Raw genomic sequence first — 14,542 nt, 5'->3', positions numbered from 1 at the left:
ATTTACCCCTCCATAGAAAGAAGCACATCAATTTGTTTCCTTAGCTCTCCCAAACTTTCATTTAACTTCTGCCTTTCAGCTTTAGGCAATTCTTGGACAATTCTTTTATCAATTGATTCAATTGTAGTGATTGCCTTATCTGCAAGTTTTGCTGGCATGTTTTGTTCTTGACGATTTTTGGACTTTTCAGAGTGCTTGTTTGAAATCTTTTGAACTTCTGCGATTGCTTGAACTACTTCTTGATTATTATGCAAACGAGAAAACAGTTCGACATTGTTCTTGATTGGCTCTTTATTATCTAAAGCCTCTACAATTGTATCAGTTGACTCTTCCATTTCTTCAATGAATTTTTCTTCATTTTTAGTACCAACAACCGTTTTGACTATTTGTCTGAATTCTTGTTTGTAATCCTCTTTTACAGAACGCACCTGAATAATTTTTGCAAACAAGCTGTTCAATAACTGATCTGCGTTTGCTGTATTCTTGAATTTTTTATACTGAGGAAGCATATCTCGAAGTGGCCCATCTAACTCTAATTGTTTGGCCAACGCATAATTATCTGGATTGGTATTCGAGAATTCTAAGAATTTCACAATTAGCTCTGCTTCAAGCAGTAAATTGCTTACCTCATTAGGTTTTAGTCCAGCAAATTTAGAATATTCCGTTGCAGTCATAATAGTATTCACTGAAACAGTTTTATAGGCATCGATTGCTCTATCAATCGGATCGTAATCTACTTTATCCAATCTTCCAAATTGAATCTGTAATTCCAGCGACTTAATCCGCTTTCGGTCATCAATGTTTTCTACAGATAGATCATCTAAAATAACTGCTTCGAAATATTGCTGTTCTATTATTGCAGGATCCTGATCAAGTAATCGTCTTGCTGTAAAGCGGCGATTGCCATCAATGACACGCCCATCGCTTAAAACATAGCCAGGCTGATCTTGGCCTTTCATTGCAATATCTCTTTTTAAGACTTCCATATCTTTTTTGGTCTTATCGTCATCGTTTGTTAACATATTTTGAACAATCATATTGTATTCTTCGTTATGCCCTGGGGACAATTTCCCGTTAGCACTTTCATAATTCGACAGTGCAACACCAATTCGACCATTTTGCTCATTATAATAGAGATACTTTAAAGGGATGGCGTAGGTTTTGCCACTATACTTTTCTCCACTCGCCTTTTTGATAGGAACATTAATATCATGTCCCCCATCCTTAACAAATCCTTCATTATATAAATCAAACAGATTAATATTTCCCATAAATCTTCACCCGTCCTATAAATCTATAATTTCTTTTATATATTCTACATTGAACCAAAAGCGCTGTTTTACTATACTTTGCCCTGTAGGTAACTCCACTTTGTCATCGCCATTTTTCCCACCTGGTCTTAAGTGACCGAGTGAATTAAATTTACTAGATGGTAGATTGTTTTTATTGATAATCTTTCCACTCTTTTGTTCTACAGGTGTAATCTCAAGTTTTCTTTCATTGATTAAGTAGCGAACTTGATCCCACACTTCTTTCAGACCATGATTCATATCGTATTCTGACATCTTCCAAACCTTTGCATCCAAGAAAGTCATTTCACTATCATCTACACGCTTACCAGTAGGGTATTGTTGGAATATGAAGAGAATTAATGTCTTGCTTTTAAAATATTTATACAAAGAACTACTCTTCCAGGAATCCGCTGCAATCCATTCATCAAAATTAATTGGCATGAAAGACATAGCTTCAGCAGGAGTTTCCATTCCGGTTAAACGCACCGTTTTTAAAACCGCTTGTACTTTTTTATCACATAAATCCAATTTATTGTTGCTTATTTTCAACATCTTCCTAGCTAAATTTACAAAAGAGGCTTTACTATCCTTTTCAAATAATCCCAATTCCTCTTTAAGTTCAGAAACTTTCTTTCCTTTATAGATAGACAGTTTTTCATCTAATTCTTTTTGAGCAAAAAGAATTAGCTCATTACTTTGACTCATAATAATATTCTCCCTAAGTTATTAATGAACAATCCTTATTAATTATAACATCAACAACCACTTTTATTAATTTACTCTTTAAATTAGAAGATGAAACACCCAGTATTTCCAGCAATAAGTAAAAAATAAAAATGAATATAACAACTATAAAATAGTCAGCTATCTTCATTTAAATAATAAAGTATTAGTAATAAAAACATTTCACCATCAAGGATGCTTAGGGAAATACTCAATCTTCCTTTTATAAACATTTTATTTTTTATAATATAATAATATTTTATGGTTTATCACCAGTTCATTTAATTATGCCTGTAACAATAGCATTTCCCATAAAGAAGTAACCCCTGCTTTCAGTTACTTCAATATTTTCGCTATTGTTTAGTTTATAACGTATTCAGTCACTTGAAAAATTATTTAATCAATTACTTATATTTTGGAATTACTTTATGTTCACATTAATTTCTTCTACTGTTATACCTTCGTGCTCGACTAGGGCGTTTATTAGTGCTAGTAGGTCGGATAGTTCTTCGAGTTTGTGTTTTTGGTTGTTACTTTTAGGTATTCATTTAGTTCCTCTTCTATTTTTTTCAGATTTCTTTTATGTATTTATCTTCAGGTAGAATTTTTATTGTGGGTGTTTTTTATTACTTGTGGACTTTAGTCTCGGATTAGTTTGTTGTAGGTTCCCTTGGTTAAGTTTTTCTTATTACAATGAAGCAGTTTAACTAGTTGTTAAACCGCTTCATCACTTCTTTTATATAGTTTTCTTCTTCGTTTATGAAGAGTGTTGAAATTTTGGATAGTTGTATTTTAACTTACCAACTATATTATTCTACAAAAATTTAATTTTGTAGTGAATTTATTATACCTAATACAGTATCCTTATTAGCCCAGAAAGTCCTTCTCACTTCTTGTTCGCCATTAGTAAATTCAAACGTATCTTTACTATTTCTGGCTTTAGGTCTAATGTGAAATGCCCCATCTTTTTGTGAAGACTTAGGGAATTTTTGAGAATCACCTATCCTAAAAGCTTCTATTGTTTCTTCAAAGGCTTTTTTTGCCTTTTCTAAATAAGCGCTAAAATTAAAGTTTTTAATAACCGTAATTTTACTTACCACTGAATTATCCTCTTCATAAAAAACAACCAATATAAACGGTTGCTCAACTTCTTTTTTAAAAATTGAGTTTTCAAAGGTCAAACTACTAGATAACGTTAAATCATTATATATTTCTGGATAGTTTTCATGTTCATGTAGTGAACTAAATGTTTCTCCATTAAACGGAAAGCTTTCCTTAACTTTTCCGTTTACGATTGTAACCGTTCTAATTCCCCCCTTAATTCCTTGCTTTTTAAAATAATTCTTAGCAAATATACTTTTAGTAATTTTACTCTTTGAGTTATGACCTTTATCATTCAAGTATTCAGATAACATATTTTCCTCATTGATAGAATTATCCGACTGTATATTTTTTTGTTGATTCTCCATTTCTCTAATATACTTTTGATATAACTCATCTTTCTTAAGGTCATTTGAATTAATAGGATCTTCTTGTTCTTTTAACACTATAAATTCATTAATGAATTGTTCATATTTTACTTGCAATGCATCCGCAACATCTAATTCAATATCCACTAATTCTTTATAACTTCTCCAACAATACGATTTAAAATAACTTTTACCATTTCTTTTAAGTCCATCATACACACTCGAATCTTTCCCATCCTCGAAAGGATCCTCTCTTTTCCTCCACCATTCATCTATTTTAGAGAATAATTGAATAGCTTTACTAAAGCTATTTACTTTTGACTCATTACCAAATGCTTTTGATACATCATTCAATATACCACTTAATTTATCTTTCTTTAAATTTCTAGCTGTTCCAGGCTTCTCTTCAAATATTAAATACGCCTTCGCAAATTCTAATACACTGAAGGTTCTTTCATTATCAAGGTATTCTCCGGATCTACATATCTTAATCCCTTTATTTTTCAATCTTTTATTAATTTCTTCCGAGGAATCAGAAGCTCCTAAAATATCTTCCTCCAAAATTGGAATTTGCGTGTTTAAGCCCCGAGTTATTGATTTTTTCAAGCCACTATCTTCAGAAAAAAGAAAAATGACTTTCAATTTCACTTTTTCTTTCAAAAATTCTAACATATCCCCTAATTCTGTTTTTATTTCTGCAACTATCTCTCCCTTTTTATTTTCATCTATATCTTCATCTACTTCCACTTTTTCTTTTAAAATATCAAGCCATTCTTGTTTAATCTGTCTAATCAATGAAAAACAATGTGTCAAAGTTTGAGCTCCATTAATTACACTTACTTTTTCAGCTACAAAAGATATATAATCATATTGAACATTGTATTCTTTCTCAGAAAATATTGTTATGCCATTATGATGGAACCAAAAATCCTCTAGAATTTCAGATTTTTCTTCATAACTCTCAAGTAGCTTTTCATCAAAATATTCCCTTATTTTATTAATATATCTGCTATTTTTTTTCTTATATAAATGATATAAACCTATTTCAAATGTCTCCTTAAACACACTTTCCAAAGGAAATGATTTGTTATCATGCCTTCCCTGCCTTACATTATCTTTAAATAAATACTTCCCAGTTGTATTATATAGTTTACCTAATTCTAATAGTGAAACATTAAAAATAAACCCTTTCTTACTTTTGTCTATGTATTCTAAATAATTAATACCTTCATCTTTTTCTAAATTTATTCTAACTTCATCCTCTTTAATAAAATATACTATTCGAGATTTTTTAACGAGATTCTCAATTTCTCTTCTCTTCTTAGCAATCTTTTCTTCATTTTTTTTCCTATCAATAAAATCCTGCTCTTGTTCCCAATTCTCAAATATTAGTAATGACTGCATTTCTATGTTCTCATTTTCTATTTTACCTATATATTCTGTTATATCACTATTATTTTTACGAAAATCTCCTATATAGTACTCTAATGTATCTCCATTATCATCATTAATCTCTAATATCTTTCTATCTTGCAAAAAACTTGCGCTCTTTTCAGGAATATTCAACCTTCTCAGCAGCAAGTTCTTATCATTATCAGTTAAAATCATATTTAAATTCTCCTTAATTCTTCTTCACACATTAATTTTAAGCCTTCAAAATTAAATTGCGCTTTCTCTATATAAAATTCTTTATCTACAGATAATTCCTCTATACTCTTTTTCAAATCATGATTAGCCTTCCTTAGCTTTCTATAAATTCTATTTTTCTTATCTTCTAGCTCTATACCTTTAGCATTTTTAAATTCGCTAACCTCTCTTATATCCCATTTTATATCATACGTTAAGTATTCAAAATATGACTCTAATTCTAAATCAATATAATTTTGATTTTTTTCTACTCGCCCCCTTTTCATAGCTTCCAACACAATCTCTTTACGTTTTTCTTTCTCTGGAAAAACAGAAGATTCATATATAGAAAAATAAGTTACAAGATCTTTACGAATTGACTCTTTATACCCGGACGGAATTGTTATAGTACGATAGAAACATTTAGGTATTGGTGCCATGTTTTCACTTGGAAAAAGAACAAATCCTCCACTTTGCAATTTCATACGCTCATTATAGTATCCGTGCGTAATAACTTTAAAATTATTACGTAGTATTAAATTTTTCTTATTATTTTCCATCATATTTGTATAATACTGGTTTATATATTGGGAACTAGGTGAAAAACATTTAGGAAAACAAAAAACATATAGTTGAGCATCCAAATCATTATCTTGCAATGTTGCAAAATAAATAGAAATAAGTACATTAAAACTTATATCTAGTAATCTGCTTGTTTGTAGATAATGTTGCGCTTCTATTGCCTTTTCTACATAACTAGCACTATTATCACTTATTATGCCGTAATCTCGTAATGAATCAAAAAAGTTTTTCTCATCATTAATACTCATATTTATTCTATTCATTGAGGGTAATAGTTTCGTATCTCCATAGTCCTGAGGCTCACCTCTAAAGGCAATAATGCTATTACTTTCATCCAACTCTAAAAAACTTCTCAGTTCATCGATTTCAAGTTTGGCAGTCGATAATATCCCAAACAAGTCCTTAGTATAACCTTCCAAATTTATTCCAACCTCCAATAGCTCTTTCTAAACAAATAATTTATCTATTAAATAAAATAACTCCCAAAATTTTCAATCCAAATTATATAATACACTAAATTTTTAAAAAGACTATCCAAATATAAGAGATTTCTATATTTAAACAACCTTTATTTCTTAATTTACATTCTATTAAATAATAAAAATGCAAATTATTGTTACACATTTTTGTATGATATACTTCCTAAATCACTAACGCTTATAAAAACACGGCCCTTATCTTTTACATATCAGAAGAGCCTTGAACAAAGTTTGATGGAATAGCACTATTTTCATTGTTAATCGCCATAAAATCTCTCCTTGTCTTGAGTTCTGCAGTTACGGAATTCCATTAAATGTAAATCATCCTTTAATAATTAAATTTTACATCTAACAAAATTCTCTTTTGAATTTAATTAGCTTATTTTTATGTTTCAATTCCCCCATCCGTAAAAAAGCGTTAAGATAACCTAAGCCTATAACTATAGAACTCAGGTTATCTTAACGCTTTATTATTTTTAAATATCTAATAAATATGCACTATGTTTACTTCTTAAAATAGACTGTACTGAACAGTACTATCCATCTTCTCTTCTTCTTTGCTAATCTCTAAAATCCGTTGACCCATTCGCTTCACCAAATCAACCACTAAAGCATTTCCCATACAAAAGTATCTATTTCTTTGAGGCATACCAGTATTCGTCCAATCCATTGGGAAACCATTTAAGAGCTCACATTCAGCTGGCGTTAAATATCTTAATCTTTTTGTATAAGGATCTTCAATTACATGCGAACTTCTATTACAGGTTCCTTCACTTGTTAACATTGTACGTCCAGGCTTATCTAAATCATCAGGAAAAGCCATTCCTCCCTCAGAGTAGTAATATTTATGCCCCGTTGCCTTTGATACTCTTTCTTCTTTTTTAGGACCCTTAAGATACTTAAATTCTTCAAATTCCGTTCTGCCCTTTTTATTAACTTTATCCATTTTTAAATAATATGATTCATCTGCAGGGCCGAATTTTTCATATACTTTTTGAACAACTTCCCCTAAAGTCTTTGGGTTTTCCGTTACTGGGACAACTTCTTCAGTATACACTTGTCCATCTATCATCACGCCAGAATTATAGTATTCAGCTTTAAATGTATCAGAAACCTCAATAATATCGACTGGTAAGTTAAATTGCCCTCTTTTTTTGTTTACTTCAGGTGCTTCATGCACATTAAAAATCGGAGCGAAGAATCCATTTTGACATAATATTTCTAATGACTTCATTTCATTTTGAACAGATGCAAAATGAGATTCTTTTAAGTATGCAAAAATAAATACTCTGCGTCTTCTTTGCGAATATCCATAATCAGCAGCGTTAATAACTCTCCATTCTACCGCGTAACCTGCATCCTTAAAACTCGCCAGCATAATAGAAAAATCACGACCTCTTTGTTTTGCTGGTGACTTCAATAACCTATCTACATTCTCTAACAAGACAAACCTTGGTTGGTGAGAATTAACTATGTTCATTATCTCCCAAAAAAGAACACCTTTTTTCCCCTGTATTCCTTTTTCATTTGATAAAGTACGTGCAACAGAATAATCTTGGCAAGGAAATCCCCCTACTAATAAATCATGCTCAGGTACTTCCCGCCAAGCTTCAGCGATATCTCTATTTACATGTATTCCTTTATTTTTAAAGCGAGTTGCATAACAATTAAATGCATGTTGTGCTTTAGTTGAAGGTTCCCACTGGTTCCCCCACAGAACTTCAAAGTTTTCATTTTCTTCTAGCCCTAATCTAAAACCTCCTACTCCCGCAAAAAGTTCTACTACTTTCACCATAAATACACGAACATCCTTTCGGTATTTTATTTACTTATGCTTCTTTATAATTAAAAGTGAGGAAAAGATTATCTACAAAAGTTTAAGAACTATCCTTTTTTAGCTTATAAAAATTAAGAGAGCATACTTCTCTACCATATCAATATTATAAACGAAATAAATTATCTTGAAAAGATCCAATATTACTGTTTTTCAGTGGTAACAACTACCTTTTCCTTCTTATAAATTTTACCTATATAAAATTGAAATAGCTTTTAATTATAGCATAACTTTAATTTGTATTAAAATCATACAACTCAACAACAAATACAGAAAGGAGATTATTATGGACTACACTACAATAGAAGAATTAATGCAAAAAGCGCAAGAAGCTGAAGGAAAAACATTTGGTGAGATTGATTCAACAAACCGACTTGCAAATGCTAAATCAAAAGGTGGACTTGGGCAAGTAATTGAAGAAAGCTTTTTTGGGTATGAAGTCAATTCAAACGCAGAAGCTGACTTTAAGCACCTGGGTATTGAGCTCAAAGTAACTGCATTTAAACAAAATAAAAATGGTTCATTATCAGCCAAAGAACGACTAGTCTTAAATATTATCAACTATATGGAAGAAGTTCATACACACTTTGAGACATCAAACTTTTGGCAGAAAAACGAGAAACCCCTATTAATGTTCTATGAATGGGCACCTGGCGTAGACCGTAAAGATTTTCACATTACAAAAAGCCTTCTGTTTACCTACCCTGGAGCTGATTTAGAAATAATTAAGCGAGATTGGAAAACCATCGTAAATAAAATTCGTACCGGCAAAGCTCATGAAGTATCTGAAGGTGATACAAACTATTTAGGTGCTTGCACTAAGGGCTCCAATAAAAATTCACTTCGCTCACAACCGTGTTCTGAAATTCAAGCAATGCAAAGAGCTTTTTCATTAAAGCCACCTTATATGACAGCACCAGTTCGTAAATATCTCCTAAACGAAGGACTAGTAAGTTTCACAACAAAAAATGAATTACCGGGAAAATCTTTAGAAAAAATCCTTTACTCAAAAATTATCTATTGATTACAAACCTACAACTAAGAGCTTTGTTCCATTATTAGTAAGGTTTTCACTTGGTATTAAAGGAAATCAACTCAATAAAATTGAAGAATTTACGAAAGCTAATATAGAATTTAAAACAGTTCTCCTAGAGCCAAATGAAAAAACCAAACCGCGAGCTCTACTTCAAAGGTATTAAACTTTGGAACATGCCTGTTCCTACAATAGAAAAAGAAATACGTGAACTTTGGGAAGAAGTAAACACAGTGGTAAATGAAGGTATTAAACTTGAATATAAAACACGTGGTGATAAAACCGTTGAAATAAATAACCTACCAAAAATGAATTTCAACGGCGTTGCACATATTCGACCAAAAGCTCGTAATGGGGCTGACAAGGTCACTTTACCTGATGGACAGCAAATTACAAAGCAGTGTTATTGGTTGAATAGTTCTTATATTGCTTCTGTTGTTGCCAATAACGTTAACGAATGATTTAATCTTAATCTATAATTTCTATAACCATAAAAAAACACCTTCTCACTTCACATGATTAGTACATACAGTGAGAAGGTATTTTTTACATAACTTATTGTAGAAGTAATATCTCTCATCATCTCAAGCCAATTCCTCCTATCAACTCACCATACCCTAAACTACTCTCCTCCAAAAACCCCCTACTCTCCCCACTACCTTTATAAAAACTCTCCCAACCCCTTTCCCTCAAAATCCCCTTCCAACTCTCACTCTCCACCATCCTTTTAATCACACCATCCCAATAAGCAACCTCTTCCTCCGTCATATCTTTCGGGCCCATAATTCCTTTCCAGTGCTGGAAGATGACGTCGATTCCTTGTTCTTTCCATGTTGGGATTTCTGGTAGTCGGTCTAGGCGTTTTGGTGCGGATACGGCTAGTATTTTTATTTTGCCGGCTTTGTATTGTTTTTCGGCTTCGGATAGGGTCATGGTTGCGGCGCTGATTTGTTTGTTCGTTAGGGCGTTTATGATTTTTTCTTTGTTTTCGTAGACGAAGAATTGTAGTTCGGCTGGGTTTATGCCGAATGCTTTGCTTACTTGTACGAAGGATAGGTGATCGTCGTTTCCTAGGCCTGGAGCAACGCCGATTTTGAAGTTTTTCTTGTCTTGTTTTAGTTGTTCCATTAGTTCGTTTGCGTTTTCTATGTTTGAGTCTTTTGATACGACAACGACTTCCCAGTCTGATGCAAGTAGCGCGAGCGGTGTGAAGTCTTTATATGTTAGTTTACTGTGGCCTAGTAGGTTGTTCGTTATGAGTAAGCTTGAGTTAATCGCCAGTACGTGACCGCCTTTTTGTTTCGTATATTTCCACCCGACGTCACCGCTGCCACCTACTTTGTTTGTGACAGTGATTGGTTTTGTGAAAATTTTTTCTTCTGTCAGTGTTTTTTGCATCGCTCGTGCTGTTAAGTCCCACCCTGCTCCTGGAACGTTTGGCGCAACGATTTCTACTTTGTCGATGTTTACTGTATTCGTTTGAAGTTTTTCCGAGGAACAACCAGCTATTACTCCTGTCATGATCCCTATACATAGTAATAATCGCTTTTTCATAGCCCTCGTCCTATGCGATATTTTCGTTCTGGTCGTCCGATAATGCCGTATGTGTACTCTACTGTGCATTCGTTTGTCGCTACTAAGTATTCTAAGTATCTTCTTGCGGTTGTTCTGGAAGCACCCATTTGTTCTCCCATTTCTTCTATTGTAATGCCCTCTTCGAATCCTTTTATAATGCCTTTCACTTTTTGCAGTGTTAACGGATCCACACCTGTCGGTAAGTTTTTTATGTCTTGTGTTTGTGAAGTACCGAAAAAGTTATCGATGAGCGCTTGATTTACTTCATTGTTACTATGTAATAGTTGCTTCTTTCTTTTATAGTCTTCAATTGTGCGAACAAATTTTTCTAACGTGACCGGTTTTATAAGGTAGTTGCTTACGCCGTTTCGAATTGCTTTTTCCAGCATATAGTTTTCATTTGCCGCTGTTACCATAATGACGTCAACGTTTGGAAAATCGGCATGGATTTTCGGCAATAAGTCCGTACCGATTCCATCTGGTAAGTAATTATCTAATAGAAGTAAATCGATTTCTTCCCTTTGTAGTAGTTCCATCGTTTCTTTCGCATTCAATGCTTTTCCGATCACTTTTACGTCCTTTATTTTTAATAAAAACTCTTCCTGGATTTGCGCGACGCGGAAATCATCTTCTGCAATTGCAACCTTCAACATATGCCCATCCCCCTGTTTGTCATATACTTTCTCTCAATGTTTTCGGAAGGTAAATTGTAAAAATAGCTCCCCCATTTTTCTCATTTTGAATCTCAATTGTTCCCTCTAGTACATCTACCATTTCTTTTACGTTCGCTAGCCCGTAACCACGATCATTTCCTTTCGTTGAAAATCCTTTTTGAAAAATGGTCGTAATTTTTTCTTCTGGTATCCCTATCCCGCTATCTATCACTTCAAACACAATGTCATGTCCAATATCCGTAACAAAGAAGGAAACATTCTTCTCCTCTTGCCCACTCACCGCATCAAACGCATTGTCGATTATGTTTCCAAGAATCGTAATAAGGTGCGAAACTTTTATATGGTCTGGTAGCGGATGAAGCGCACTATCTCCTTCAATATGAAAATCAATTTTCTTCTCGGATGCTGTTCCGATTTTCCCTAATAAAATGGCTTGTACTTTCGCATCATGAATTTGATGAAATAAAATATGGTTTTGGCTTTGATGAATGTTAGATTCTTGCTGGATAAATTCAATCGCCTCTTTGTAATGTCCTAACTGAAGTAATCCTGATAAAACGAAAAGCTTATTTGTAAATTCATGTGTTTGAGCGCGTAAGTCCTCAGAATACTTTCTTACCTCAGATATTGTGTTCACAAGGTTTTGCAGTTCTGTTTTATCTCTAAAACTACATACAACTCCTACCGTACTGTTATTTTCAAGTATCGGTGTCCTATTTAAAATAAACACTTTATCTTGAAGCGCGATTTCTTGATCGTTTTCTAGCACTCTTTCCATATTAAACTCTGGTAAAACTTTTGAAATGTGCTGCTGCATATAATCATCATTTACATGTAACATTTCTTCTGCCGACGTGTTCATCATCGTAATAAAACCGTTTTGATCAATGGCGATAATTCCTTCTTTTATAGATAGTAATATTGCACTTCGTTCCCGGTATAGCGCTGCGATTTCATTCGGCTCTAAACCGAGTGTGTCTTTACGAATGCTACGCGCTAAAAGAATGCCACCAACAATGCCGGCTACTAATACCGCTAAAGAAAAGAGTATAATTTCTTTCGTTCTGCTTAATATGTTAGATTCAATACCTTTTATTAAAAACTCTACTGTCACAACACCTACGACTTGATCGTAGTCTCCGTTATGAACAATAATAGGTGCCTTTGCCATTAAAGCGGGACCACTTTCCCCATTTCCTTCGAGCGTATAATAACCACCAAAAGTAAGTGCTTCATAGTTATATGGATTGTTACTCTTTGTACCAATTAACTCCGAATTAGAATGGGAATACATAACCCCAAAGCGATCTTCTATAATGACATAATCTGCACCAGCTTGCTCACGAACTTGTTCCGCAATAGATTGAATCGTACTTTTATGCTCATTATTTTGAAAAGCTTCTTTTATAGCTGGCATAAAAGAGAGCGATTTCGCCGTTTGCAGTGCTAACTGCTCCACTTGGCGCTTCGTATCAACGGACTGAATGTACACAAATATTCCCGCTAATAGGAGAACGACAAATAAAATTAACGCGATAATTAAGCTTACTATTTTCGTTTGTAATGACACTTTGCGTGATTTCTTCATACTTCATATCCTTTGATAAAATATTCAAAACTATCAATCTCCTTTTTCTATTATTATGACAAAACGAATAATGAAGCAACTATAAAAACTCTTCATGTACATAAAGTACAAAAAGAATAAAATTGTCATAATATTGAGATTTTATTCTACAGACAGTACAATTCAACTATAATGAACACGCTTTCATAATTATCATTTTATTTATAAGCAAGAGGAGGAATGATTATGGCTCAAGTAAAATCTAATCGAGTCGCCGGCAATATTTTCAAAGGTTCAGTCGGCAATTTAATTGAATGGTACGACTGGTACGTTTACTCTGCTTTCGCTGTTTACTTTTCAGCAGAGTTCTTTCCTAAAGGCGATCCAACGAGTCAGTTACTCAACACAGCAGCTATTTTCGCCGTCGGATTTCTAATGCGTCCTATCGGAAGTTTACTAATGGGACGTTATGCAGATCGGCACGGACGCCGGGCAGCATTAACGCTTTCGATTACAGTTATGGCCGGTGGTTCTTTCATTATCGCTTGTACACCTAGTTACGAAAGCATCGGTATTATGGCACCAATTATTTTAGTTCTTGCTCGTTTACTGCAAGGATTATCACTTGGCGGAGAGTACGGAACTTCCGCAACGTATTTATCTGAAATGGCTAGTAGTGGACGCCGTGGTTTTTATTCAAGCTTCCAATATGTAACACTCGTTGCCGGACAGATGGTTGCGTTAGGCGTTCAAATTGTTCTTCAGCAATTACTAAGCGAACCAGATATGAAAGCTTGGGGATGGCGTATTCCATTCATTATTGGAGCGATGGGCGCAGTAGCTGTATTATGGCTTCGCCGTACGATGGATGAATCAGAGCAGTTCTCAAACATAAAATCACAAAAACGCGAAAGCGCAGGAACCATTAGCGCTCTTATGAAACATCCGAAAGCTGTATTAACAGTAGTCGGCCTAACACTAGGAGGCACTGTCGCATTCTATACGTACACAACATATTTACAAAAGTTCATGGTAAACACAGTCGGTCTTCCGAAAGAAGTTGTAAGCTGGATTAACTTTGTCGCACTACTTATTTTCGTCGTACTTCAACCGATTGCAGGGCTACTATCCGATAAAATTGGACGCCGCCCACTATTAATGGCATTCGGTATTCTCGGAACATTGCTAACAGCACCAATCTTCTTCTTTATGGAAAAAACGACAGAACCAATCGTAGCATTCTTACTCATGATGGTCGGTCTCATTATCGTTACTGGTTACACATCGATTAACGCAATTGTAAAAGCAGAACTCTTCCCAACTGAAATTCGTGCACTTGGCGTAGGTTTACCATATGCACTAACCGTTGCGATATTCGGAGGAACTGCTGAGTTCATCGCATTATGGCTAAAGAATATCGGAATGGAATCACTATTCTATTTCTACGTAGCTGGATGTATCGCGATAAGCTTTATTACGTATTGGCGTATGGCTGAGTCATCGAAGACTTCGCAGATTGAGGCGGAGCTTGGTGGTGGGGATAAACTAGCTAATAATAAATCTAGTTAAAATTATGTATTCTATGATCTTCGTTTATCTGAAAAAGTATAATTCATTAATGTGCAACTTAAAAACCTCTACTTATATGTAGAGGTTTTTAAATTTTATAACAGAAAAGATATCCAAAT

General features: G+C 33.9%; 9 protein-coding genes and 2 pseudogenes. 2 read left to right on the top strand and 9 right to left on the bottom strand.

Features of this window, described 5'->3' with window-relative positions; genetic code table 11:
- Positions 1–2 precede the first annotated feature (2 nt).
- The 6 genes and pseudogenes from ACTFRN_RS11530 to dcm form a co-directional block, all read right to left on the bottom strand.
- Positions 3–1,271 (bottom strand): RNA polymerase subunit sigma-70, encoded by a 1,269-nt coding sequence (locus ACTFRN_RS11530; protein WP_088106492.1) that lies wholly within the window; start codon positions 1,269–1,271, stop codon positions 3–5.
- Between the two features lie 15 nt (positions 1,272–1,286).
- On the bottom strand, positions 1,287–1,997 hold the full coding sequence (locus ACTFRN_RS11525) for a DNA mismatch repair protein MutH (protein WP_088106493.1): 711 nt from the start codon (positions 1,995–1,997) through the stop codon (positions 1,287–1,289).
- Positions 1,998–2,451: 454 nt separating this feature from the next.
- Positions 2,452–2,638, bottom strand: a pseudogene (locus ACTFRN_RS11520) (nucleoside triphosphate pyrophosphohydrolase); the annotation flags it as partial.
- A gap of 201 nt (positions 2,639–2,839) precedes the next feature.
- Positions 2,840–5,092: a DNA mismatch repair protein MutH gene (locus ACTFRN_RS11515; RefSeq protein WP_220388396.1), complete on the bottom strand. Its 2,253-nt coding sequence runs from the start codon at positions 5,090–5,092 to the stop codon at positions 2,840–2,842.
- 2 nt (positions 5,093–5,094) lie between these two features.
- On the bottom strand, positions 5,095–6,111 hold the full coding sequence (locus ACTFRN_RS11510; protein ID WP_176359598.1) for an FRG domain-containing protein: 1,017 nt from the start codon (positions 6,109–6,111) through the stop codon (positions 5,095–5,097).
- Between the two features lie 571 nt (positions 6,112–6,682).
- The gene (gene dcm, locus ACTFRN_RS11505) at positions 6,683–7,966 is read right to left on the bottom strand and encodes a DNA (cytosine-5-)-methyltransferase (RefSeq protein ID WP_088106495.1); all 1,284 of its coding nucleotides are present in this window, start codon (positions 7,964–7,966) and stop codon (positions 6,683–6,685) included.
- 325 nt (positions 7,967–8,291) lie between these two features.
- Here dcm and ACTFRN_RS11500 point away from each other — a divergent pair.
- Positions 8,292–9,499, top strand: a pseudogene (locus ACTFRN_RS11500) (Sau3AI family type II restriction endonuclease).
- A 118-nt stretch (positions 9,500–9,617) separates the two neighbouring features.
- Here ACTFRN_RS11500 and ACTFRN_RS11495 read toward each other — a convergent pair.
- Genes ACTFRN_RS11495 through ACTFRN_RS11485 form a run of 3 tightly spaced genes read right to left on the bottom strand, consistent with a single transcriptional unit; the run spans position 9,618 to position 12,875 of the window.
- Complete coding sequence (locus tag ACTFRN_RS11495; protein ID WP_088106496.1) at positions 9,618–10,592, bottom strand: tripartite tricarboxylate transporter substrate binding protein; 975 nt, start codon at positions 10,590–10,592, stop codon at positions 9,618–9,620.
- Positions 10,589–11,266 (bottom strand): response regulator, encoded by a 678-nt coding sequence (locus tag ACTFRN_RS11490; protein ID WP_074567683.1) that lies wholly within the window; start codon positions 11,264–11,266, stop codon positions 10,589–10,591. The genes ACTFRN_RS11495 and ACTFRN_RS11490 overlap by 4 nt, the downstream gene beginning before the upstream one ends.
- Positions 11,267–11,285: 19 nt before the next feature.
- Complete coding sequence (locus ACTFRN_RS11485; protein WP_074567684.1) at positions 11,286–12,875, bottom strand: ATP-binding protein; 1,590 nt, start codon at positions 12,873–12,875, stop codon at positions 11,286–11,288.
- A gap of 225 nt (positions 12,876–13,100) precedes the next feature.
- Between ACTFRN_RS11485 and ACTFRN_RS11480 the strand changes: the two genes are divergently transcribed.
- Positions 13,101–14,423 carry an MFS transporter gene (locus ACTFRN_RS11480; protein WP_088106497.1) on the top strand — a complete coding sequence of 441 codons (1,323 nt, stop codon included), beginning with the start codon at positions 13,101–13,103 and terminating at the stop codon, positions 14,421–14,423.
- Positions 14,424–14,542: the final 119 nt, after the last annotated feature.

The organism is Bacillus cereus group sp. MYBK245-2, assembly GCF_051916145.1.
Taxonomy (GTDB): Bacteria; Bacillota; Bacilli; order Bacillales; family Bacillaceae_G; genus Bacillus_A; species Bacillus_A pacificus.
Note: the sequence above shows the minus strand (reverse complement) of the source record. Positions and strands in the feature narration are given on the sequence as shown.

What these genes read in the sequence shown, in the direction of transcription:
- ACTFRN_RS11530 (WP_088106492.1), bottom strand. Translation starts at nt 1,271, where the DNA reads ATGGGAAATATTAATCTGTTTGATTTATATAATGAAGGATTTGTTAAG.
- ACTFRN_RS11525 (WP_088106493.1), bottom strand. Translation starts at nt 1,997, where the DNA reads ATGAGTCAAAGTAATGAGCTAATTCTTTTTGCTCAAAAAGAATTAGAT.
- ACTFRN_RS11515 (WP_220388396.1), bottom strand. Translation starts at nt 5,092, where the DNA reads ATGATTTTAACTGATAATGATAAGAACTTGCTGCTGAGAAGGTTGAAT.
- dcm (WP_088106495.1), bottom strand. Translation starts at nt 7,966, where the DNA reads ATGGTGAAAGTAGTAGAACTTTTTGCGGGAGTAGGAGGTTTTAGATTA.
- ACTFRN_RS11495 (WP_088106496.1), bottom strand. Translation starts at nt 10,592, where the DNA reads ATGAAAAAGCGATTATTACTATGTATAGGGATCATGACAGGAGTAATA.
- ACTFRN_RS11490 (WP_074567683.1), bottom strand. Translation starts at nt 11,266, where the DNA reads ATGTTGAAGGTTGCAATTGCAGAAGATGATTTCCGCGTCGCGCAAATC.
- ACTFRN_RS11485 (WP_074567684.1), bottom strand. Translation starts at nt 12,875, where the DNA reads ATGAAGAAATCACGCAAAGTGTCATTACAAACGAAAATAGTAAGCTTA.
- ACTFRN_RS11480 (WP_088106497.1), top strand. Translation starts at nt 13,101, where the DNA reads ATGGCTCAAGTAAAATCTAATCGAGTCGCCGGCAATATTTTCAAAGGT.